Annotated in this window: 22 protein-coding genes and 1 pseudogene; 9 read left to right on the plus strand and 14 right to left on the minus strand. The window is 61.5% G+C overall.

The annotated features are described in order from the left end of the window. Positions 1–77: 77 nt before the first annotated feature. The gene (locus tag I5961_RS10885) at positions 78–392 is read right to left on the minus strand and encodes a DUF2388 domain-containing protein (protein WP_085698689.1); all 315 of its coding nucleotides are present in this window, start codon (positions 390–392) and stop codon (positions 78–80) included. Between the two features lie 247 nt (positions 393–639). Here I5961_RS10885 and I5961_RS28800 point away from each other — a divergent pair. The 3 genes and pseudogenes from I5961_RS28800 to mqo form a co-directional block, all read left to right on the plus strand. Next, positions 640–1,398, plus strand: a pseudogene (locus tag I5961_RS28800) (MCP four helix bundle domain-containing protein); the annotation flags it as partial. Positions 1,399–1,527: 129 nt separating this feature from the next. Next, positions 1,528–2,253: a methyl-accepting chemotaxis protein gene (locus I5961_RS28805; RefSeq protein WP_371917932.1), complete on the plus strand. Its 726-nt coding sequence runs from the start codon at positions 1,528–1,530 to the stop codon at positions 2,251–2,253. 491 nt (positions 2,254–2,744) lie between these two features. Beyond that, entirely contained in the window at positions 2,745–4,394 is a 1,650-nt protein-coding gene (gene mqo, locus I5961_RS10895) for a malate dehydrogenase (quinone) (RefSeq protein WP_007957153.1), read from the plus strand. Positions 4,395–4,460: 66 nt separating this feature from the next. Here mqo and I5961_RS10900 read toward each other — a convergent pair whose 3' ends face one another. The 3 genes from I5961_RS10900 to I5961_RS10910 form a co-directional block, all read right to left on the minus strand. Next, positions 4,461–4,889, minus strand: a complete 429-nt coding sequence (locus I5961_RS10900; RefSeq protein WP_085698694.1) for a nuclear transport factor 2 family protein — start codon at positions 4,887–4,889, stop codon at positions 4,461–4,463. 403 nt (positions 4,890–5,292) lie between these two features. After that, the gene (locus I5961_RS10905) at positions 5,293–6,159 is read right to left on the minus strand and encodes a CAP domain-containing protein (RefSeq protein WP_085704155.1); all 867 of its coding nucleotides are present in this window, start codon (positions 6,157–6,159) and stop codon (positions 5,293–5,295) included. A 129-nt stretch (positions 6,160–6,288) separates the two neighbouring features. Then, complete coding sequence (locus I5961_RS10910; RefSeq protein WP_227235207.1) at positions 6,289–7,059, minus strand: alpha/beta hydrolase; 771 nt, start codon at positions 7,057–7,059, stop codon at positions 6,289–6,291. A 111-nt stretch (positions 7,060–7,170) separates the two neighbouring features. Here I5961_RS10910 and I5961_RS10915 point away from each other — a divergent pair, with 111 nt between their 5' ends. Continuing rightward, complete coding sequence (locus tag I5961_RS10915; RefSeq protein WP_227235209.1) at positions 7,171–8,115, plus strand: aldo/keto reductase; 945 nt, start codon at positions 7,171–7,173, stop codon at positions 8,113–8,115. Between the two features lie 55 nt (positions 8,116–8,170). Here the strand turns inward: I5961_RS10915 and paoC are convergent, their stop codons facing one another. The 3 genes from paoC to paoA are packed head-to-tail and all read right to left on the minus strand — an operon-like array spanning position 8,171 to position 11,960. Next, entirely contained in the window at positions 8,171–10,369 is a 2,199-nt protein-coding gene (paoC, locus tag I5961_RS10920; RefSeq protein WP_227235210.1) for an aldehyde oxidoreductase molybdenum-binding subunit PaoC, read from the minus strand. Further along, the gene (locus I5961_RS10925) at positions 10,366–11,322 is read right to left on the minus strand and encodes an FAD binding domain-containing protein (protein ID WP_227235212.1); all 957 of its coding nucleotides are present in this window, start codon (positions 11,320–11,322) and stop codon (positions 10,366–10,368) included. Before I5961_RS10925 ends, paoC begins: the two co-directional genes overlap by 4 nt. Continuing rightward, complete coding sequence (paoA, locus tag I5961_RS10930; RefSeq protein ID WP_227235213.1) at positions 11,319–11,960, minus strand: aldehyde dehydrogenase iron-sulfur subunit PaoA; 642 nt, start codon at positions 11,958–11,960, stop codon at positions 11,319–11,321. The genes I5961_RS10925 and paoA overlap by 4 nt, the downstream gene beginning before the upstream one ends. 319 nt (positions 11,961–12,279) lie before the next feature. Between paoA and I5961_RS10935 the strand changes: the two genes are divergently transcribed. Beyond that, a complete protein-coding gene (locus tag I5961_RS10935) occupies positions 12,280–12,486 on the plus strand; it encodes a hypothetical protein (protein WP_064382340.1) in 207 nt (68 codons plus the stop codon). A gap of 43 nt (positions 12,487–12,529) precedes the next feature. On the opposite strand, the gene I5961_RS10940 is transcribed toward I5961_RS10935, so the two are convergent. Next, positions 12,530–12,802, minus strand: coding sequence for a hypothetical protein (locus I5961_RS10940; protein ID WP_085698720.1), 273 nt, complete (start codon positions 12,800–12,802; stop codon positions 12,530–12,532). A 222-nt stretch (positions 12,803–13,024) separates the two neighbouring features. Between I5961_RS10940 and I5961_RS10945 the strand changes: the two genes are divergently transcribed. Both I5961_RS10945 and I5961_RS10950 read left to right on the plus strand, forming a co-directional pair. Beyond that, complete coding sequence (locus I5961_RS10945) at positions 13,025–14,104, plus strand: hypothetical protein (RefSeq protein WP_227235215.1); 1,080 nt, start codon at positions 13,025–13,027, stop codon at positions 14,102–14,104. A gap of 2 nt (positions 14,105–14,106) precedes the next feature. Then, positions 14,107–14,460 (plus strand): DUF1428 domain-containing protein, encoded by a 354-nt coding sequence (locus I5961_RS10950; protein ID WP_085698724.1) that lies wholly within the window; start codon positions 14,107–14,109, stop codon positions 14,458–14,460. A 15-nt stretch (positions 14,461–14,475) separates the two neighbouring features. Here the strand turns inward: I5961_RS10950 and I5961_RS10955 are convergent, their stop codons facing one another. Beyond that, complete coding sequence (locus I5961_RS10955) at positions 14,476–14,670, minus strand: hypothetical protein (protein ID WP_085698726.1); 195 nt, start codon at positions 14,668–14,670, stop codon at positions 14,476–14,478. 107 nt (positions 14,671–14,777) lie between these two features. Between I5961_RS10955 and thpR the strand changes: the two genes are divergently transcribed. Next, positions 14,778–15,317 carry an RNA 2',3'-cyclic phosphodiesterase gene (gene thpR, locus I5961_RS10960; protein ID WP_227235216.1) on the plus strand — a complete coding sequence of 180 codons (540 nt, stop codon included), beginning with the start codon at positions 14,778–14,780 and terminating at the stop codon, positions 15,315–15,317. Between the two features lie 261 nt (positions 15,318–15,578). On the opposite strand, the gene I5961_RS10965 is transcribed toward thpR, so the two are convergent. The 5 genes from I5961_RS10965 to I5961_RS10985 all read right to left on the minus strand — a co-directional run bounded on the left by I5961_RS10965 (position 15,579) and on the right by I5961_RS10985 (position 20,845). Then, the gene (locus I5961_RS10965; RefSeq protein ID WP_007957121.1) at positions 15,579–16,676 is read right to left on the minus strand and encodes a polyamine ABC transporter substrate-binding protein; all 1,098 of its coding nucleotides are present in this window, start codon (positions 16,674–16,676) and stop codon (positions 15,579–15,581) included. Positions 16,677–16,777: 101 nt separating this feature from the next. Further along, on the minus strand, positions 16,778–17,662 hold the full coding sequence (locus I5961_RS10970) for an ABC transporter permease subunit (protein ID WP_011333555.1): 885 nt from the start codon (positions 17,660–17,662) through the stop codon (positions 16,778–16,780). Beyond that, complete coding sequence (locus I5961_RS10975) at positions 17,659–18,540, minus strand: ABC transporter permease subunit (RefSeq protein ID WP_170929740.1); 882 nt, start codon at positions 18,538–18,540, stop codon at positions 17,659–17,661. Before I5961_RS10975 ends, I5961_RS10970 begins: the two co-directional genes overlap by 4 nt. A 29-nt stretch (positions 18,541–18,569) precedes the next feature. Then, the gene (locus I5961_RS10980; RefSeq protein ID WP_227235218.1) at positions 18,570–19,712 is read right to left on the minus strand and encodes an ABC transporter ATP-binding protein; all 1,143 of its coding nucleotides are present in this window, start codon (positions 19,710–19,712) and stop codon (positions 18,570–18,572) included. Between the two features lie 371 nt (positions 19,713–20,083). After that, a complete protein-coding gene (locus tag I5961_RS10985) occupies positions 20,084–20,845 on the minus strand; it encodes a gamma-glutamyl-gamma-aminobutyrate hydrolase family protein (protein ID WP_085704183.1) in 762 nt (253 codons plus the stop codon). 281 nt (positions 20,846–21,126) lie between these two features. Between I5961_RS10985 and I5961_RS10990 the strand changes: the two genes are divergently transcribed. Further along, on the plus strand, positions 21,127–22,503 hold the full coding sequence (locus I5961_RS10990) for a glutamine synthetase family protein (protein WP_227235220.1): 1,377 nt from the start codon (positions 21,127–21,129) through the stop codon (positions 22,501–22,503). Positions 22,504–22,626 lie beyond the last annotated feature (123 nt).

Genomic DNA, 22,626 nt, shown 5'->3' on the forward strand with positions numbered 1-22,626 from the left:
GTCCATCGGCAGTGCAGACCATCGGCAGGAAACAACGGTGGCGGATCCGTCAGCCACGATCATCGGACGTGCCGTGGTTACTGCGACAGACCTTCGTAGTGAACCAGGATGGCATTGGCCAGCTCTTCATCGCTGGCGTTCAGGCCAGGATTGTCCTGACGCACCTGTTGCAGCACCGATTCCAGGTACACGCCACGGATTGTTCCGCCGCTGGCGACGAATGCGGACAAGTCGTCACGGGCCGGAATCACCATTTTGTGATCCTTGAAGGTCGAATACAGCGAAGCTGAAACCCCCGCCGAAGTGGCGACATCCCCTGCGTCCACGCGAGCAAGGGCCGAGCCGAACGGCAGGCACAGCATGAGAGACGAAACGAGTAATAAACGGCGCATGACGGTGTTCCTCCAGCAGCGTAAAGCGAAAAGGAAGTACCACATAATGTGAGAGGTGCCGGACAGCTCGGGAGTTCCGTACGCCGGGCCCGGCGGTAGCGAGCGTGAACGAGAAGTGCTGCACAGTCCTCGTTTTTACCGGATGTCACGACACACCCTGCGACGCTCTAAAGCGGCGGATTCACGCAAATAGGCTTAACTGAAGCGTTGAAAGGCGCCGCGTGGCGCGACCAGAGAGGAAATCACGGTGTCGATCAAACTGCGTTTGGTGTTGCTGATTGCGACCAGCCTGCTGACGGCGTTGATCGTGAGCCTGGTCAGTTACGTCGGCAATCAGCGGATGGCGTCGGCGGTCAGTGACAACGCGGTCAGCATGAGCGCGCTGCGCAACCACATGGAAGCCGACATGATGCACGACGCCCTGCGTGCCGATGTGTATTCGGCGATGCTGGTGGGGCTGGGCAAAAGCACGAGTTCGGCGGACGAGGTGCGCCGTTCGGTTGAGGAGCATGCGGCGCATTTTCGCGAGGTGCTGGGTGACAACCTCAAGCTGCCGCTCAATCCGACGATCAGGTCCGGGCTGGAGCAGATCAAGCCCAGCCTTGATACTTACATCAGCGCCGGCGAGCAGATCGTCGGCCTTGCACTGGAAAACCCGGACAGCGCCCAGCAGCATCTGGGCACCTTCAGCACCGTATTCAGCCAGCTCGAAGAACAGATGGCCTCCCTCAGCGAACTGATCGAAACCAATACCCGGCAGACCAGCGAAGGCACCGGGGCGGCGATCCGCAACGCCAATGTCGCACTCGCTATCGTCCTGATCGCCAGCCTGGTGCTGCTGTTGGCCCAGGGTCGCTGGGTGATCCTGAGCATCATGGGGCCGTTGAAATCCGCCAGCCGCATCGCCGAAAGCATCGCCCACGGCAACCTCAGCGAACCGATCGCCGAACCGTCCGGCAAGGACGAAGCCAGTGCGCTGATCCGCACGCTGGCCACCATGCAGCACGACCTGCGGGACATGATTGACGTGGTGCGACGCAACGCCCACGGCGTCAGCGGCATGAGTGAACAACTGAGCCACGGCTGCCACCAGGTGGCCGACAGCAGTCAGCAGCAAAGTACCGCCGCCGGCACCATGGCGGCCGCCGCGAGCCAGATGACCGCCAGCATCGAGGAAATCACCCGTCACGCAGAGCGCGCACTGGACATGGCCAGCCAGGCCGAATCACTGGCGAAAAACGGCGGGCAGGTGATTCATCAGGTGGTCAGCGACATGGACGACATTGCGCGATCCGCCCAGCAATCGGCGCAGGTGATCCGCACCCTGGATCAGGAATCCGAAGGGATCTTCAACATCATCCAGGTGATCAAGAGCATCGCCGACCAGACCAACCTGCTGGCACTCAATGCGGCGATCGAGGCGGCCCGGGCGGGCGAACAGGGCAGGGGCTTTGCGGTGGTGGCCGATGAGGTGCGCAGTCTGGCTGCACGCACCAGCGCCTCGACCCAGGAAATCGCCGCGATGGTCGCGCGCATCCAGAACAGCACCCGCGAGGCCGTCAGCAGCATGGAGGCCGGCGTTGCACAGGTCGACAAGGGTATGGCCGTCACCGCCGACGTCGAACGCGCCATCCGCGAAATCCTCGATGCCACCCTGAGCACCACGCAACTGGTCAACGACATCACTCGCACCATCGGCGAACAGAGCCAGGCGAGCAACGAGATTGCCCATCAGGTGGAAATGATTGCGGGCATGTCGGAGGGCAACAGCAAGGTGATCGGTCAGACGGCCACTACCACGGATGAGCTGTCGAGCCTGGCGGGGCAGTTGGCGCAGTCGGTGGATCGGTTTCGGTTGTGAGGAGTTTCGGACTGCACAACTGAGTGGTGCAGAGACCCGATTTGTAACAGGTGAAAGTCCGGGTGCCGGATTGGAAGAGCCTGTCAACCAGCTGAAAGGCTTAAGCCAGAGCCGCTGACGGGGTCATGTTCGGGCGCTGTCTGCCGATAAGTCCTTGAACGGATAAAGACTATCGAGTCGCGAACAGACGCGCGGGTTTGCCATGACGTGATATTCTTCGCGCCACTTGTTTTGACCCCATTCAGTCGGGCGCGCTATTCGGCGGGCCAGGCAGAACCCCTGTCGCTCAAGTAGCTGAAGCCAATAATGATAAAAAGTCAGTTCAGAAGGGACATATAACTGAGGTCGACGCAGCCAGTCGGCCTTGTGTGCCCACCCGTCAAAATTGAAGTGTGTCGGAACCCGCGACGCTGGCCTGAGTGTCGCGAAAAAGGGGGAACGCATACGCACAACAGCGGCGGGCGGAAGGCGTTTTATCATAGGTGCAACAGATGTTTAAAAAAGTGAACACAGCCTTGCTGGGGCTGGCTTTGGCGATGGGGATGTCGTCCGCCAATGCCGAAGAAGCAAAGAAAGTCGACGTCCTGTTGATCGGCGGCGGCATCATGAGCACCACCCTGGGTGTGTGGATCAATGAGCTGGAACCGACCTGGTCGATGGAGATGGTCGAGCGCCTCGACGGCGTCGCCCTCGAAAGCTCCAACGGCTGGAACAACGCCGGTACCGGTCACTCCGCACTCGCCGAGCTGAACTACACCCCGGAAGACGACAAGGGCAACGTCACGATCCCGAAAGCTGTCGAGATCAACGAAGCGTTCCAGGTCTCCCGCCAGTTCTGGGCCTGGCAGGTTCGTCAAGGCGTCCTGAAAGACCCTCGTTCGTTCATCAACACCACTCCGCACATGAGCTTCGTGTGGGGCGATGACAACATCAAGTTCCTGAAAAAGCGCTACGAAGCCCTGCAAGCGAGCCCGCTGTTCGCCGGCATGCAGTACTCCGAAGACCCGGCTGTGATCAAGAAGTGGGTTCCGCTGATGATGGAAGGGCGTGACCCGAACCAGAAAATCGCGGCCACCTGGAGCCCGCTGGGCACCGACATGAACTTCGGCGAAATCACCCGCCAGTTCGCCGGTTACCTGCAGACCAAGCCTAACTTCAGCATGAAGCTGTCGAGCGAAGTCCAGGACATCACCAAGAACGCCGATGGCACCTGGCGCGTCAGCTACAAAAACCTGAAAGACGGTACCAAGACTGAAACCGACGCCAAGTTCGTGTTCATCGGCGCCGGCGGCGGTGCACTGCACCTGCTGCAGAAGTCCGGTATCGAAGAAGCCAAGGAATACGCTGGCTTCCCGGTAGGCGGCTCGTTCCTGGTGACCGATAACCCGGCCATCGCCGAACAGCACCTGGCCAAGGCCTACGGTAAAGCTTCGGTTGGCGCGCCTCCGATGTCCGTTCCGCACCTGGACACCCGTGTCCTGGACGGCAAGCGCGTCATCCTGTTTGGCCCGTTCGCGACGTTCAGCACCAAGTTCCTGAAGGAAGGTTCGTACCTGGACCTGCTGACCAGCACCACCACCCACAACATCTGGCCCATGACCAAGGTCGGCATCAAGGAATACCCGCTGGTCGAGTACCTGGCCGGTCAACTGATGCTGTCGGATGAAGACCGTCTGAACGCGCTGAAGGAATACTTCCCGAACGCCAAGGCTGAAGACTGGCGCCTGTGGCAAGCCGGCCAGCGCGTGCAAATCATCAAGCGTGATGAAGCCGCTGGCGGCGTGCTGAAACTGGGCACCGAAATCGTTGCTTCCAAGGACGGCTCAATTGCCGGTCTGCTGGGCGCATCCCCAGGCGCGTCGACCGCTGCACCGATCATGCTGAGCGTGCTGCAGAAAGTCTTCAAAGACAAAGTCGCCAGCCCTGAGTGGCAAGCCAAGCTGCACCAGATCGTTCCAAGCTACGGCACCCAGCTGAACAACGATCCGGCCAAAGTGGCTGAAGAGTGGGCCTACACCGCCAAGATCCTGCAACTGCCAACCCCTCCGGTGATTGGTCAGGCTGCAGCTCCAGCGGCGGACGCCTCGGCTGAAAAAGCCCCGGCTCCAAAAGAAAGCGCTGCACGTGACATGGCTCTGTAACCAGACGCCTGACACACGAAGCCCACTGAACCGGTGACGGTCAGTGGGCTTTTTTGTGTCCGGGGATCAGGCTTTGGCGGCAGCCAGGTACGCCCCCAGACGCCGTCCCATCTCTTCGCCCAAGGCTTGCAGCCCACTCAACGGCCGCACCATCACCTCGAACTCGACAATCTTGCCCTGTTCATCGAAACGGATCATGTCGATGCCCTTGAGCTCCTTCGCGCCGACTTTGGCGCTGAACTCCAGCACCACATTCAGGCCATCGGCCGTCGCCAGTTCACGGTGGTATTTGAAGTCTTCAAACACTTCGAACACGGTATTGAGGATCATCGAGACCACCGGTGCGCCGGGGTAGGGCGTATGGGCCATCGGCGAACGGAATACCGCTTCGGGGTCGAGCAGCTCCGGCAGGGCCTTGAGGTTGCCGGTGCGGATCATCTCGTGCCAGCGGTGCAGGGATTCGGCAACGTGGGGGTGCAGGTTCAGATCGGACATGGTTTCACTCCTGTATTTTTTGTTGTTCTTGGCGCGGCGCCCATGACTCTAGATCAAAGCGGCACAATGGAAACCCTCTGTACTGATCTGAATATCGACTCATGCGCCAGCCCGATCCATCTGATCCGCTTTTTCCTGTCGGATCTGCGTCTGTAACCATCTCAGCCACGGGCCCAGAATAGCCCTGCCGTTCGGCCACACGCGACGCGCTTCATTCCGGAGCGCCCGGTGCGCCGGACATTCAGTAATCAGGAGGCCTTCATGGCTAAGATGGCGATTTTCCTCGGCGGCTTTCTTGTGTTGACCATCATGATCGGCGTTCTTGCCACGATTTCTCCGGTTTGACGATCAGTCGTCGAAGTGCGACTTGCAGCGCTGTTCGAGGTTTGCGGATGACACCGGATCAAGGCGCGCCGAACAGCATCGTCCAGTAAACCCCTTCATCACTGCGCGCCTCACTGGCAAACCCGGCGCCGACCTGGGTGAACATCGGGTTCATCAGGTTGGCGCAGTGTCCGGGGCTGGCCAGCCAGCCGGCCATGGCCTTGCCCGGTGAGCTTTGCCCGGCGGCGATGTTTTCGCCGATCTGCCGGCCACGGTAACCGGCCGCCCGGGCGCGATCTGCCGGGCCGTCGCCGTCCGGGTCGCGGTGCGCGAAGTAGTTGCCGTAGGCCATGGCCTTGCTGTGGCCCTGGGCGGCGGCGCCGAGCGCCGGGTTCCAGCTCAAGGGCCGGGCGGCGGCGAAGCGCTGGCGACCGCACATGCGCGGGCGGGCGCGGGCGGCGTTGACCTCGGCCAGCAAGGCCTTGCCGACGTTGCGGTTGTCGCCGACGCGACTGTCGAGCACTGGCCGGGCCAGCACCACTTGCCATTCACTGCGGGCGCGGCTGATGCCGATGTCGGCGTATTGACCGTCGAGCAACGCGCCACAGTAATCGTCTTGCAGCATTTCGAATGCCTCTTCGGCGTCCTGCGCACCGACGATCCGGATGCTGCGCACCGCCACGGCCGCGTAGCCGGAATCCTTCAATCGTTCGCGCAGTCCACCGCCGTAGCCATAGCCGACCGGCAACGCCAGGTTTGACTTCAGCGTCAGCGGCGCGAGCCGTTGGGCCGGGCGTCGGTCACAACGTTGCGGATGGGCGCGGTAGTCGTTGATGGCGGCCACCAATTGGCGCTCGGCGCCGGCGTGGGCAGGGGGAGAAAGCAGGGGAGAAAGAATCAACAGGCACAGAGAAACGAAGCGAGACGAACGTACGGCGTGGCGCATGGGACGCAAAGCTCTGAAAAGGACAACGCTGAAGGAAAGTCAACCGCAGAACACGGCGCGGGTAGGACTGGCCTTTTTGCACTTGGTTCACCCGTCAGCAGCGGGTTTCAACGGCTGCCGACGAAGTGCTCAGCGATTCAACACATCCTCGATCCATTGCAGGTATTGCGGCCGTTCGGAAATCGAATTGTGTGCCGAATCCGCCACCACTTTGAGCGTGGCCACACCGTCGGGAAAACTGTGCAGCAGGCGTTCGGTGCTGGCCCGTGGAATCACCTCGTCATCGCTCGCTGCCAGCAACAGCGTTGGCACGCGGATGTGCGCCGCGTACTGGCCTGACCGGAAACGATCCTTGAGCAACCACTGCACCGGTACCCACGGGTATTGGCGGGCGGCGATTTCTTCGAGGCTGTTGTAGGGCGTGACCAGAATCAGCCGCTCCACCGGCCGCTGGCTGGCCAGCCGTACCGCGACCCCGGAACCGAGGCTGCGCCCCAGCAGCGCGATCTGTGAATGACTGGCATACACCTGATCGAACAGCGCCAGCGCGTCCCCGGCGATCGCCTCTTCGGAGGGCGAACCGCCGCTGCCGCCAAAACCCCGGTAATGCAGCAAATACAACGAATAGTCAGGGAACGCCTCGGAAAACTCCGGCAGGTTGCGCGAAACGTCCTCGGCATTTCCGCCGAAGTAGATCAGCGCTTTGGCTCCGGAGCGCTCGCGCACAGCCACGCGGATCTCGGCGTCGGGCATGTTCAGCGTCAACCGTGAATCCGGTGACTCCACGCTGGCGGGCTGGGGGAAATAGATCAGCGCCCGCTGAAATACGAACAGCGCCGCGCACAGGATCAAGTACACGGCGACGATCAATGCGACGAGTGACAACAAGGTTCTGGACATTCGACTAACTTTAACCGGGCGCGCAGGTTGGCTGTCGCAGTGTAGTCCAACGGTTTTGCGGGCTGCGTCAAAACACAAGGTGCAACAGATCCACAGGGCAAGGGCGCCAGCATGAACCACACTGAGGGATATTCCCGCCGCCGGTTGCTGACGCTGGCAGCCGGGGTGTCAGCGGTTTTCACCTTTGACCGGGCGCTGGCCGCCATTACGTCGCCGAACGCCACAGGAGCCCAGACCATGCAGACACGTCCCATCCCTTCGAGCTCCGAGCCGCTACCGCTGGTGGGGTTGGGCACGTATCGCGGTTTCGACGTCGCTCCCGGCGATCCGGTCTACAAACAATTGCCAGGGGTGCTCGGCGAGCTGTTCAAAAAGGGCGGCACGGTGATCGACAGCTCGCCCATGTACGGCCGCGCCGAGGAAACCACCGGTGAATTGCTCTCGATCCACGAACCGCGTTCGCCGGCATTCCTGGCGACCAAGGTCTGGATTCGTGGCCGCGAAGAGGGCATCGCGCAGATGGAACAGTCGTTCAGCCTGCTGCGCACCGAGCGCATCGACCTGATGCAGATCCATAATCTGCTCGACTGGCAAACCCACCTGCCGACCCTGCGCGAATGGAAAGAGCAGGGCCGCATCCGCTACATCGGCATAACCCACTACACGCCGTCGGCCTATGACGAGGTCGAAGCGGTGCTCAAGGCGGAGTCGCTGGATTTCCTGCAAATCAATTACGCCCTGGATGATCGCGGGGTCGAGAAACGCATCCTGCCGCTGTGCCGCGAACTCGGAGTGGCGGTGATCTGCAACCGGCCCTTCGGCGGCGGCGACCTGCTCGCGCGGCTCAAGGGCAAACCGCTGCCGGGCTGGGCGGCGCAAGTCGGGGTCAAAAGCTGGCCGCAACTGGCGTTGAAATTCCTGCTGGCGCATCCGGCGGTGACCTGCGTGATTCCCGGCACCAGCAATCCGCTGTACATGGCCGACAATGCCGGCGCCGGATTCGGGCTGATGCTGACCGATGCGCAGAGGCAGCAGTTGATTGCGCTGGTGAGTTAGTCATCTCTCGGGAATGAGTCGCGCACTAGCACCCGATGCTGGTGCGCGAGGGGTTTCAGATCATCGGCGGCAACGCATCCAGAATCTTGTCCAGGGTAATCGGATACTCCCGCACCCGCGCGCCCGTGGCGTTGTAGATGGCATTCGCCACCGCCGCGCTGACCCCGCAAATCCCCAGTTCACCGACACCCTTGGCTTTCATCGGCGATGAAATCGGGTCGGTTTCATCGAGGAAAATCACCTCCTGATGCGGAATGTCGGCATGCACCGGCACTTCGTAGCCCGCCAGGTCATGGTTGACGAAAAATCCCTGGCGTTTGTCCACCGCGAGTTCTTCCATCAATGCTGCGCCGACGCCCATGGTCATCGCGCCGATCACCTGGCTGCGGGCCGATTTCGGATTGAGAATCCGCCCCGCAGAGCAGACCGCGAGCATGCGCCGTACACGAACTTCGCCAGTGGCGGCATCGACGGCGACTTCGACGAAGTGCGCGCCGAAGGTCGATTGCTGGTACTGCTTGGCGAGGTCGGCGAATTCGATGCTGTCCTCTACTTCGACCGGGGCATGTTGCGCGGCCTCGCGTAACGGCACGTTCTTGTTGCCCAGTCGCACGTGTCCATCGGCAAACTGCGCTTCACCCGCGCTCATGCCAAGTTTGGCGGTGACCGCTTCGCGCAGTTTCATGCACGCTGCGTAGACCCCGGCGGTCGAACAGTTGGCGCCGAACTGGCCGCCGGAGCCGGACGACACCGGAAAATTCGAGTCGCCCAAGTGCACAGTCACATCGTCGAGACGCACGCCCATCACTTCGGCGGCAGTCTGGGCAATGATCGTGTAGCTGCCGGTGCCGATGTCCGTCATATCGGTTTCAACGGTGATTTTGCCGTCGCGCTCCAGCCGCACGCGTGCGCCGGACTTCACCAGCAGGTTGTTGCGAATGGCCGCCGCGACGCCCATGCCGATCAGCCAGCGACCTTCGCGACGGCTGCCAGGCGTCGCATTGCGTTTATCCCAGCCAAAGCGTTCGGCGCCGGTTTGCAGGCATTCGATCAGACGCCGCCGGGAAAACGGCCGCTCGGTTTTCACCGGATCGACCTGCGTGTCGTTGAGGATGCGGAACTGGATCGGATCGAGTTTGAGCTTTTCCGCCATCTCGTCCATGGCGATCTCCAGCGCCATCAGCCCCGGCGTTTCACCGGGCGCGCGCATGGCGTTGCCTTCCGGCAGATCCAGCGGGGCCAGGCGCATGCTCACCAGACGATTTTCTGCGGCGTAGAGCAACTGACTGGGCTGCGCCGCGACTTCGACCTTGCCGTCTTCAAGATTGCCCGACCAGCCCTCATGGGCGATAGCGGTGAGTTTGCCGTCTGCCGTGGCGCCCATGCGGATGCGCTGGACGGTGGCGGGGCGGTGGGTGGTGTTGTTGGCGATCTGCGGACGGGCGAGCGCGACCTTCACTGGCCGGTTCGCCAGACGCGCGCCGAGGGCGGCGAGGATCGCGTCGGCACGAATGAACAGCTTGCCGCCAAATCCGCCGCCAATGTACGGCGAGATCAACCGCACGTTTTCCTTCGGCAGGCCGAGGGTGGTGGCGATGTCGCCGACGCTCCAGGCGATCATCTGGTTGGAGGTCCAGAGCGTCACCTGATCGCCTTTCCAGGCGGCGAGGGTCGCGTGGGGCTCCATCATTGCGTGGGACTGATCCGGCGTGGTGTAGGTCTGGTCGAACTGCACCGGGGCGGCGGCGAAGGCGCTGGCGAAATCGCCATGGGTGACGTCCGGCAGTTCGTCTTTCGGCTCCACACCCTGATCACGCACACTGGCCAGATCAAATTGACCTTTGTCGGCTGCGTATTCGACGTTGACCAATTGCGCGGCGGCCCGCGCCTGTTCGAAGGTTTCGGCGACCACCAGCGCCACGGCCTGGTGATAGTGCTGCACTTGCGGCCCGGCCAGCAGGTGCGCGGCGTTGTATTTGCCTTTGCCGAGCTTGCCGGCGTTGGCGGCGGTGACGATCGTCAGCACCCCCGGCGCGGCGCGGGCGGCATCCAGATCGATGCGGGTGATGCGGCCCTTGGCAATGGCCGAACCGACCATCACGCCGTAGGCCTGATTTTTCACGGCTTCATGTTGCTCGTAGGCGTAAGGTGCCTGGCCGCTGGTTTTCAGCGGGCCTTCGATGCGGTCGGTGGGTTTGCCGATGACGTTCAACTGGTCGATCGGGTTGCTCTTGGCGGGCGTGTCGAATTTCATGCTTCATCCCTCGCTTGGGCCAGCACCGAGGCAATGGTGCGCTCGACCAGCGTCACTTTGAACTGGTTGTCAGAGGTAGGCGTGGCGCCGTCGAGCAGGCGCGCGCTGACGGCCTTCGCGCCTTGCGGCAACAGCGCTTCCGCCGCTTCGACCCGCCAGGGTTTCGGCGCGATGCCGCCGACCGCAACGCGACCGCTGCCATCCTTCTGCAGGATCATGCCGACGGACACCAGGGCGAAGGCGTAAGACGAACGGTCGCGCACCTTGTGATAGACATGGGTGCCGCCCACTGGCGCGGGCAAGGTTACGCCGGTGATCAGTTCGCCCGGTGTCAGGCTGGTTTCGACATTCGGGGTAGTGCCTGGCAATTGATGGAAGTCCGCCATGGCGATGCGCCGGGTGCTGCCATCGGCCTTGATCGTTTCGACCTGAGCATCGAGCGCGCGCATCGCAATCGCCATGTCACTCGGATGGGTCGCGATGCACGCGTCGCTGACACCGATGATGCCGAGTTGTCGACTGACCCCGCCAATCGCCGCGCAGCCACTGCCGGGATTGCGTTTGTTGCAGGCCTGATTGGTGTCGTAGAAATACGGGCAGCGGGTGCGCTGAAGCAGATTGCCGGCAGTGGTCGCCATGTTGCGCAACTGGCCCGAGGCGCCGGCGAGCAAGGCGCGGGACAGCAGCGCGTAGTCTTTCCGGACCCGACTGTCGGCGGCCAGATCGGTGTTGCGCACCAGTGCGCCGATGCGCAAGCCGCCGTCGTCGGTCGCTTCGATCTGATCGAGGCCCAGGTGATTGACGTCAATCAGCTGCTGCGGTGTTTCGATGTCCAGTTTCATCAAGTCCAGCAGGTTGGTGCCGCCGGCGATGAAACGCGCACCTTCGATTTGCGCGGCCAGGGCTGCGGCTGCGGCGGGAGAGTCGGCGCGGCTGTAGTTGAACGCTCTCATGCTGGCACCTCCGCGACTTCGCTGATGGCTTCGATGATGTTCGAGTAGGCGCCGCAACGGCAGATGTTGCCGCTCATGCGTTCCTGCAATTCGCTGGCGATCAGTTGCGGTGCTTCGGTGAGGCTGGCGCTGGCGTGGCTGGGGATGCCGTTGCGGATTTCCTCAAGCACCGCCACCGCCGAACAGATCTGCCCCGGCGTGCAGTAGCCGCATTGGTAACCGTCATGCTTGATGAACGCCGCCTGCATCGGATGCAATTGGTCAGGCATCCCGAGGCCTTCGATAGTGGTGACTTTGGCGCCGTCCTGCATGACCGCCAGGCTCAGGCAGGAATTGATTCGCCGGCCATCGACGATCACCGTGCAGGCGCCGCACTGGCCGTGGTCGCAACCCTTTTTGCTGCCGGTCAGGTGCAGGTGTTCGCGCAGCGCATCGAGCAGGGTGGTGCGGGTGTCAATCTCCAGCGTCTGCGGCTTGCCGTTGACTTCAATTGTCACTTTGGCCATGGCCGGTTGCTCCAGAGTGGCCGCGTAGGCCTTGAGGCTGATGAAGGGCGGCATCGCAAACGCAGTCGCGGTCACGGCCCCGAGAATCAGGAAACGGCGTCGGGAAATCGCCGACGGCGGTTGGTCGTTCATGGCTCAGATTCCTCTTTTCAGGTCGGCAGGTTGCAAATGACCCGCTCGGGCATGCCGGCGTCGTCGCCAGTCTTGGTCTGTTCTAGGAGTGACCGCAGGGGGAGGAAAAGGTTTTGTCGGATTTCGTCTTGTGGTCGTGCCGGTCAGAGCCATCAATCGGCCACCGTGTGGAGGGGCCGTACACGGCGGGCAGGGCGATGAACGGTCGTTGATGGCCAGTGAATCTAAGCCGGTTTCCCCGGTCGTATCTGCGCCAGCGCGTACCCGCGCTGCGTTGACTGTTTCCGTCGTCAAGACCTTGGTTTTAGGGAAAATCTGAATGATGCGTGCAACAAGCCTGCTGCTGACTGTTTCCGCCGCCGTATTGCTGGGCGGCTGTGTGGCGGATTTCGATGATGACCATCGGCATGGCCGGCATTACGACCGCGATCATGGCCGTTACTACGATCATGACCGACGCTGGGACGACCGCGACGACGACCGCCGCGACGGGCGCCGTTATCACCGCGACCGGGATGATGACTGACTGAAACGAAGAGGGCGCTCCCCGACGGGAGCGCCCTCTGGCATTAAAAATGAGCGCTCGCCCGGACGCTGGATCGCGCAGGCACGGAGGCCTCGATGTCCAGCAAATGGGTGGCGAGAATGTCGCTCAGAAAACGGAACTGATCGTTGAAGCCGACCACTTCATTGCTGAAATGATTGCTGGCGGCGGGCATCAACAGATCTTCGAAGGCTTTGTCGAACACCAGCGCTTGTGTCTTGCGCGACACGGCGTGCTGATCGTAGTAGTTGCTGCCGAAGACCGGAAAACTCACGGCGAGGGTGACGGTACTGAACATGATGTGAACTCCTCGTGCTGTGTGTTTCGGATGGGTGCATCGTGCCTTCGGCGAGCGGTCGGCGGAAGGCGATCGTCGCAATGGTGAATATCGACGCCATTGATGGTTGGACTGCTCCAGTCTGGACCTGCGGATAATCGGCGCACCGCACGCACCTATACTCATTTCATCGCTCCCGGAATCTCAGGTCTTGCGACCGCAGAACAGATAAGGACCGCCACCGTGAACCTGCGCGCGCTGCTCGTCGCCGCACTGGTGTTGCTGGCCGGCTGCGCCACCACGGCGCGGGCCCCGGTGACCGCGCCTGCAGTGGTGGTCTCGCCGGCCACCTGGCAGCAGATCGATCGGGAAATCATCAGCGCCTCGAAGCAAGCCACCGAGCAGGTCAAGCTGTTCGCCCGTGGCTCGATGGAACATTGGCGCATTCGGGTCTATGAGCAAACTGAAGAAAATTTCATCCCGTGGTTCAGCAGTTACTGGACCCAGGAATGGCTGTCGATGAAGGTCAGCTGGTACACGATCAGTGCCAGCGGCGAGCAGGATGCTTCGGCCAGGCGTCTGGCGGCCTATCTGCTGGAGCAATATCAGGAACGGGTGCTGGCGCCGGTGGCGGTGGAGATTGATCCGGACGCGATTCTCGGCCAGTCCACGGCGTTCTACGCGCAACTGATGGCGCAGCAGATGCCGCTCATCGCCCAGCGCCACGGCGTGCCCATCGCCCAGCTCAACGGACGGTTGCAGAAAATCCCTGCCATCGCCCTTGGCCCGCCGCCGGCCCGCGATGCCTCGCTGTATCAGGTTGTCAGCGCTGAGCCGTTGAACACGCTGCCGGCCTACGCCGCGCTGATCGACAAGATCCACACCGACGGCGGCTCGAAAGGCGTGGCCTCGACCGATACGGCGATGGCGCCGGTGGCCAGGCGTGCCAGCCAGCGCATGGAGGCGGAAATGGCCCCGCGCGGCGCTGCCAGTGCGGTGGCGGCAGCGGCAGGCAAACTGGCCGGGGCGCTGATTTCAGTCGGGGTGGCGGGCATCCGCGCGATCATTCAGGCCAACGATCGTCCCGACAGCGAAGCGCTGATCCGCAGCAGCCTGGGTAACACCTTCGACAAGGCCTGGCTGAAACTGGTGCAAGACCCCAACACCGGCGTGATGGCCGGCACGCTGCACATGGCGGCGCAGGTCGAGGGCAATCTGCGCGGGCGGGACGAACCGTCGGTCGGGTTGGGCGTCCACCGTGTCGAATGGCGGCCGCCCGAGTCGACTACTCAGCAGATCGAACCCAACCTGCAAGGAGAATGATCATGGCTTACATCGATGTGTTCGTGGCGCCCGTGCCGAATGCCAACCGCGAACAGTACAAAAAACACTGCGAGATCGCCGCGAAGCTGTTCAAGGAGTACGGCGCCCTGGAGGTGATTCAGGGCTGGGGCGATGATGTGCCGGACGGCAAGGTCACCTCATTCCCGATGGCCGTGAAACTCAAGGAAGGTGAAACCGTATCGGCGGGCTGGCTGGTCTGGCCGGACAAGGCCACCCGCGACGCCGGCATGGGCAAAATGATGGAAGATCCGCGCATGCAGCCGGACGTCAATCCAATGCCGTTCGATGGGCAGCGGATGATTTTCGGCGGCTTCAAGGACATTCTCGAGTCCTGATGCTGCGTTGCCGGATCACTCCGCCGACGGGGTGATCCGGCAGCCTTTGCGGTTGCGGATCTGCTCGTCCGACGGCCGTTCGCGGACGAATTCGAAACGCGGCTCTCCTTCGCTGTAATGCACCAGCCAGCCCCATTCCAGTTCACTCTCATCCTGTCCGGGATCCGGCGGTCGGGCCCACCAGGGTTCTTTGCTGAGGATCTCGCGCATGACGTCCTCCGGTTGATGGCAATCGTTGAACTATAAACCTCATGCCGAGAGTCGCCAGAAACGGGCGTGTAGAATCCAGGGATTTCGACGAACGAAGGAGCGTGACCATGACGGACGAAACGCGCGGGGATCAACCCTTCAAGCGGCTGTTCTTCGCCCTGGACTGCCCGCCGGCGCAGCGCAAGGCGATTGCCCAGTGGCGCAGCGAACTGGGTTTGCGCACCGGCAAACCGGTGCCGCCGGACAATTTTCACCTGACGCTGCTGTTTCTCGGCGCGGTGCCATTGGCGCAGATCGGCGAAGTCTGCGAGGCGGTGGCGAAAGTGCGCACTCCGGGGGAAGCGCTGAGGATTTCATTGGATCGGTTGCAGGTCTGGCGACGTGCCGGAGTGTTGTCGCTGGCGCCGGAGCAGGCACCGCAGGGATTGCTGCGTCTGGTGTATGCGCTGGAGCAGGCGATGTTGCCGTTCGGGTTTGAAGAGGCGACGCGCGAGTATCGTCCGCACCTGACGCTGGCCCGGGACTATCGCGCGCCGGAACCGGAATCCGCCACGCCGCCGGAGTTCTTCCTGCGCGCCGAGCGCTTTGCGTTGTTCGAATCCCACAAGGGGCGTTATCGAATTGTTCAGGATTGGCCGCTGATCTGAGACCACAAAAAAAGGCGCCCGAGGGCGCCTGAATTCACCTGAACCGAGGAAAGCCAGGTGAGGCCGTTCAGAGCAGGGGGCAGCGGTGGTAAGGCGCTGCGTGAACGGAAACTTGTCACTCTGATCGCTGACTGGCTGATCGTTCCCACGCTCTGCGTCGGAATGCAGCCCGGGACGCTCCGCGTCCCAAAGCGGACGCAGAGCGTCCATTGAGGCATTCCCACGCAGAGCGTGGGAACGATCACCGCGAGTACTCCGGGTTTACTTGCCGAGTTTCACGCGGGTCCAGCCCCGGGTCATGATCCGTTGCGTGGCAATCGGTTGATCCGGCACCGCATACAGCGTGGCCATCACCGCTTGCGGCGGGTACGAGCCCGGGTCGTTGCGGATCGCTTCGTCCACCAGCGGCGTCGCGGCTTCGTTGGCGTTGCTGTAGCCAATGCTGTTGGTGACTTCGGCGATGATGTCCGGGCGCATCAGGAAGTTCATGAACAGGTAGGCGTTCTCGACGTTGGCGGCATCGCGAGGGATGGCGACCATGTCATAGAAACTGCCGGCGCCCTCCTTGGGAATGCTGTAGTCGATCTCGACCTTGTTGCCCGACTCCACCGCGCGGGCCTTGGCCTGCAACACGTCACCCGAATAGCCGACGGCCACGCAGATGTTGCCGTTGGCCAGGTCCGAGATGTACTTGGACGAATGGAAATAGGCCACCGACGGCCGGATCTTCATGAACAACGCTTCGGCTTCGGCGATGTGTTTCACGTCCTTGTCGTTCACCGGATAACCCAGGTAGTGCAGGGCGGCCGGGAGCATTTCGGTCGGCGAGTCGAGGAAGCTGATGCCACAAGCCTTCAGCTTCTCGGCATTCTCCGGTTTGAACAGCAGGTCCCAGGAATTGGTCGGCGCGTTCTTGCCGAGCACTTCGCGCACCTTGTCCGGGTTGAAACCGATGCCGATCGAGCCCCACATGTACGGGAACGCATGGGCGTTGTCCGGATCACTGGCGGAGGCGTTTTTCAACAGCACCGGGTTGAGGTTTTTCCAGTTCGGCAGCTTCGATTTGTCCAGGGTCTGATAGACCCCGGCCTTGATCTGCTTGGCCAGGAAACTGTTGGACGGCACCACGATGTCGTAGCCGGATTTCCCTGCGAGCAGACGTGCTTCGAGGGTTTCATTGCTGTCGAACACATCGTAGGTCACGCGGATGCCGGTCTCGTCCTCGAACTTCTTGACGGTGTCCGGGGCGATGTAATCCGACCAGTTGTAAACGCGCAGCACCTTGTCGTTGGCCTGGGCGCCCGTGGCGATTGCGCCCAATAAGGACAGTGTCAGCAGAGTCCTGCCAAACATTTTCATCGGTACAACTCCATTCTTTTTATTCAAAAGCTTTATTCAAAAACACAAAGCGGAATTTCAGTGAATCGGTGGCGGGGAGAGGCTCCCGCGCCACCCGGTACTCAGGCTGTCGCTGCCACTCGTTGAGGTTGCGGTTGCTGCCACGATTCGTTGGCGGTCTGATCCATCGCTTCCTGAATCGCACGCTTGCGGTTGGCTTCTGCCTTGCGGCCGAAGTACCAGACGAGGAAGGTCACCAGCGACACCGCCAGCAGAATAAGACTGGCCACGGCGTTGATCTCCGGTTTCACGCCCAGACGCACGGCCGAGAACACTTCCATCGGCAGGGTGGTGGAGCCCGGCCCCGATACGAAGCTCGCCAGTACCAGGTCATCCAGCGACAGGGCGAACGACATCATGCCGCCCGCCGCCAGCGACGGCGCGATCATCGGGATGGTGATCAGGAAAAACACCTTGAACGGTTTCGCGCCCAGATCCATCGCCGCTTCTTCGATCGACAGGTCCAGCTCGCGCAAGCGGGCGGAGACTACCACCGCCACATAAGCGGCACAAAACGTGGTGTGGGCGATCCAGATCGTGACGATGCCGCGCTCCTGCGGCCAGCCGATCAGTTGCGCCATCGCCACGAACAGCAGCAACAGCGACAGACCGGTAATCACCTCAGGCATCACCAGCGGCGCGGTCACCAGACCGCCGAACAGCGTACGACCCTTGAAGCGCGTCACGCGGGTCAGTACGAAAGCGGCGAGGGTGCCCAGCGCGACGGCGGCGATCGCGGTGTAGCAGGCGATTTCCAGCGAGCGCACCACCGAGCCCATCAGTTGAGTGTTGTCGAGCAAACCGACGTACCACTTCACCGACCAGCCGCCCCAGACCGTCACCAGTTTGGAGGCGTTGAACGAGTAGATCACCAGGATCAGCATCGGCAGATAAATGAACATCAGACCGAAGATCAGCATGAACTTTGAAAATCCGAAGCGTTTCATCCCCGTCCCTCCATCTCTTTGGCCTGGCTGCGGTTGAACAGCAGAATCGGCACAATCAGGATCAACAGCATCACCACTGCCAGCGCGGACGCCACCGGCCAGTCGCGGTTATTGAAGAACTCTTGCCACAGCACGCGACCGATCATCAGGGTCTCCGGGCCACCCAGCAGTTCCGGAATCACGAACTCGCCCACCACCGGGATGAACACCAGCATGCAGCCGGCGATGATGCCGTTCTTGGCCAGCGGCACGGTGATTTTCCAGAAGTTGTTGAAGTTGCTCGAACCCAGATCCTGCGCCGCTTCCAACAGGCTGCCGTCGTGCTTTACCAGGTTGGCGTAGAGCGGCAGCACCATGAAGGGCAAGTAGGCGTAGACCACGCCGATATACACGGCCGTGTTGGTGTTGAGGATCTCGATCGGGTGATCGGTGAGCCCGGTCCACATCAGGAACGCGTTGAGCAGACCGTTGTTGCTGAGGATGCCCATCCACGCGTAAACGCGGATCAGGATCGCGGTCCAGGTCGGCATCATGATCAACAGCAGCAGGACGTTTTGCGCTTCCTTGCTGGCCTTGGTGATCGCGTAAGCCATCGGGAAGCCGATCACCAGGCACATCATCGTGCTCAGCGCCGCGACCTTCAGCGAACCGAGGTACGCCGACAGATACAGCTCGTCTTCGCCGAGCATGGTGTAGTTGCCGATGTTCAGCAGCAGCTGGAATTTCTGTTCGGCGTAGGTGTAGATCTCCGAGTACGGCGGAATCGACAACGCGGCTTCCGAGAAGCTGATCTTCATCACCAGGAAGAACGGCAGCATGAAGAACAGGAACAGCCAGATGAACGGGATGCCGATGACGAACTTTCGCCCGCTGGGCACCAGGCGCAGGAATTGCTGATTGAAGGTTCTCATGAGCGCAGTACCACGCCGCTGTCGTCTTCCCACCAGACGTAGACCTTGTCATCCCAAGTCGGCCGCGCACCACGGCGTTCGGCGTTGGCCATGAACGACTGGACGATCTTGCCGCTCGGCAACTCGACGTAGAACACCGAGTGGCCGCCGAGGTAGGCGATGTCATGCACCTTGCCTTCGGACCAGTTGTAGCGGGTCTCCGGCTTGATCGTGCTGACCAGCATTTTTTCCGGGCGGATCGCGTAGATGATCGACTTGTCCTGCACCGAAGTGCTGACGCCATGACCGACGTAGATCCTTTGCTGCAAGTCCGGGCTGTGAATGATCGCGTGACCTTCAAGGTCCTCGACCACGGTGCCGTCGAAGGCGTTCACGTTGCCGATGAATTCGCAGACCATACGGTTGACCGGCGCCTCGTAAATGTCGACCGGGCTGCCGACCTGAGCGATCCAGCCCAGGTGCATGATCGCGATACGCTCGGCCATGGTCATGGCCTCTTCCTGATCGTGAGTCACCATCACGCAGGTCACGCCGACGCGTTCGATGATCTCCACCAGTTCCAACTGCATTTGCGAGCGCAGCTTTTTATCCAGTGCGCCCATTGGCTCGTCGAGCAGCAACAGCTTCGGACGCTTGGCCAGGGAGCGGGCGAGGGCCACGCGCTGACGCTGACCACCGGACAGTTGATGCGGGCGGCGCTTGGCGTATTGGGTCATGTGGACGAGACGCAGCATCTCTTCGACACGGGCGTCGATTTCGCTGGCCGGCAAACGGTCCTGCTTGAGGCCGAAGGCGATGTTCTGCGCAACCGTCATGTGCGGGAACAGGGCGTAGGACTGGAACATCATGTTGATCGGCCGCTCGTACGGCGGCATGTCGGTGATGTCGACACCGTCGAGCAGAATGCGTCCTTCAGTCGGCCGTTCGAAACCGGCGAGCATGCGCAGCAGGGTCGATTTGCCCGAGCCGGAGCCGCCGAGCAAGGCGAAGATTTCGCCCTGATGGATCTCCAGGGACACGTCGTCCACCGCAGTGGTTTCGTCGAACTTCTTGGTGACTCGATCGACTTTCACCAGAACCTTTTTCGGTTGCTGATGACCTTCAAGAGCCTTCCTGTAAGTGCTGGAGGCGTTTGCCATGTGAAACTCCCAACAGGTTTCAGTCGCCGGGCCAACGCGGCCTGGCTTAAGAGTGGATTGCAGACCCGCAAGAGCATTTCCTGTCGGACCACATCCCCTGGGGGAGCGGGCTTGCCCGCGATGGCGGCGGGTCAGTCACCTCTATGTCGAAAGTGACGGCCTCATCGCTGGCAAGCCAGCTCCCACAGGGTTTTGCATTGATCCGATTGGCACTGCTCTTGCCGATCCGTCTTGGTCGGCGCCGCCGTCCTGGCTGCCTGGGTAGTACTTGTTGTTATTACGGTTTGTTGTTTTCACGGATGACGGATGCGCAAGCGCGCAGCCGCCGTCCCCGTGGGGGCAGTAAATGGTTTTGCAATCGTTGGGTGGCGTCAGCGCTGGTTGCGTCGCGCCGCACGCTGGCGGCAAGCCTCGCCGAACGCCTGGAAAATCCGCAGATAGTTCGGGTTGTCCAGCACTTGCCATTCGGGGTGCCATTGCACGCCAAGGGCGAAGGTCGGGCTGTGCTCCACCGAGACCGCCTCGATCAGGCCGTCCGGCGCCACGGCCTCGGCGCGCAGGCCGGGAGCGAGGCGGTCGATGCCTTGGCTGTGAATCGAGTTGACCTGGAATTCGCCCGGCAGCTGCAGCGCTTCGAACACCCCGCCCGGCAGTACCGACACAGCGTGAGCCGGGGCGTACTGCACGGCGACATCCGGGCTGTCGGCTTCGCGGTGATCGAGCATGCCCGGCAGCTCATGCACTTTCTGGTGCAGGCTGCCGCCGAACGCCACGTTCATTTCCTGGAAACCCCGGCAAATGCCGAGTACCGGAACGCCCGCCGCGATGGCTGCACGCAATAGAGGAAGGGTGGTGGCATCGCGCGCCGGATCGTGATCCGTGCCGGGAGCGCTGTCCGGACCCTGATAGTGGAAAGGTTCCACGTTGGACGGCGAGCCGGTCAGCAGCAGACCGTCGAGCTGACCCAGCAGGTCGTCGATTTCAGTCAGTTTGCCAAGGGAAGGAATGACGACGGGCAACCCCAGCGCCGCAACGCTGACAGCGCGAACGTACTTGTCGCCGCTGATGTGATAGGGGTGCAGGCCAATCTGTTTGACGCACGCAGTAACGCCGATCAATGGCTTGAATGCCATTTTTATTCACCTCGAAGTTTGACACTTGAACGAGCTTTTCCGGAGCTTAGCCTCGTTGATTTTAATTAACAACTCCCATGTAAAAAATTCTAAACGCCGCTCATCAAATCTTCATGATTCCCGGGCCCCTGGTGCCTGATCTGGCACGTGAGTGTTAAAAAAGCCTGAAAAATAAACGCTGAACGGCCCTGTGTTCGCTATTGACTTCACTTTGCCGTTCGGGTTGACTGGCTCCGCGAAACAGCAGTGAACATAATAATTAACAGCTAAATAGGTGCATCATGTCGGTCCCTCTGCGTGCCGTTCAACTCAACGAAGCAAACGCATTCCTTAAGAAACATCCTGAGGTTTTGTACGTCGACCTTCTGATTGCAGACATGAACGGTGTGGTGCGCGGCAAGCGCATCGAGCGCACCAGTCTTCATAAGGTGTACGAAAAAGGCATTAATTTGCCGGCCTCGCTTTTCGCCCTCGACATCAATGGCTCAACGGTGGAAAGCACCGGCCTGGGCCTGGACATTGGCGACGCCGACCGCATCTGCTACCCGATCCCTGGCACCCTGAGCATCGAGCCCTGGCAGAAGCGTCCGACCGCACAACTGCTGATGACCATGCATGAACTGGAAGGCGAGCCGTTCTTCGCCGACCCGCGTGAAGTGCTGGCCAACGTGGTGCGCAAGTTCGACGCGCTGGGCCTGACCATCTGCGCCGCGTTTGAACTCGAGTTTTATCTGATCGACCAGGACAACGTGAACGGCCGTCCGCAATCGCCGCGTTCGCCGGTGTCGGGCAAGCGTCCGGTATCGACTCAGGTTTATCTGATCGATGATCTCGACGAGTACGTCGACTGCCTGCAAGACATCCTCGAAGGCGCAAAAGAGCAGGGCATTCCTGCCGACGCCATCGTCAAGGAAAGCGCCCCGGCGCAGTTCGAAGTCAACCTGCATCACGTGTCCGACCCGATCAAGGCGTGTGAATACGCAATCCTGCTCAAGCGTCTGGTGAAGAACATCGCCTACGATCACGAGATGGACACCACCTTCATGGCCAAGCCGTATCCAGGCCAGGCGGGTAACGGTCTGCACGTGCACATTTCGATCCTGGATAAAGAAGGCAACAACATCTTCGCCAGCGAGGATCCCGAGCAGAACGCCGCGCTACGCCACGCGATCGGCGGTGTGCTGGAGACCCTGCCTGCGCAAATGGCCTTCCTGTGCCCGAACGTCAACTCTTACCGCCGCTTCGGCGCACAGTTCTACGTGCCGAACTCGCCGAGCTGGGGCATCGACAACCGCACCGTGGCCGTCCGCGTACCGACCGGTTCGCCGGATGCCGTGCGCATCGAGCACCGTGTCGCGGGTGCCGACGCCAACCCGTACCTGCTGATGGCTTCCGTGCTGGCCGGTATCCACCACGGCCTGACCAACGAAATCGAGCCGGGCGCCCCGGTCGAAGGCAACAGCTACGAGCAGAACGAACAGAGCCTGCCGAATAACCTGCGCGACGCCTTGCGCGTGCTGGACGACAGCGAAGTTATGGCCCGCTACATCGACCCGATGTACATCGACGTGTTCGTCGCGTGCAAGGAAAGCGAGCTGGCCGAGTTCGAAAACTCGATCTCTGACCTTGAGTACAACTGGTATCTGCATACCGTCTGACGTTCAAGCGCGATCTCGCTAACACCGCAAAACCCTGTGGGAGCGGGCTTGCCCGCGAAGAGGCCATCACCTTCAACATTGAAGGTGACTGACCCACCGTATTCGCGAGCAAGCTCGCTCCCA

Origin of the sequence: Pseudomonas sp. IAC-BECa141 (assembly GCF_020544405.1) — a bacterium.
In the GTDB taxonomy this organism is placed as follows: domain Bacteria; phylum Pseudomonadota; class Gammaproteobacteria; order Pseudomonadales; family Pseudomonadaceae; genus Aquipseudomonas.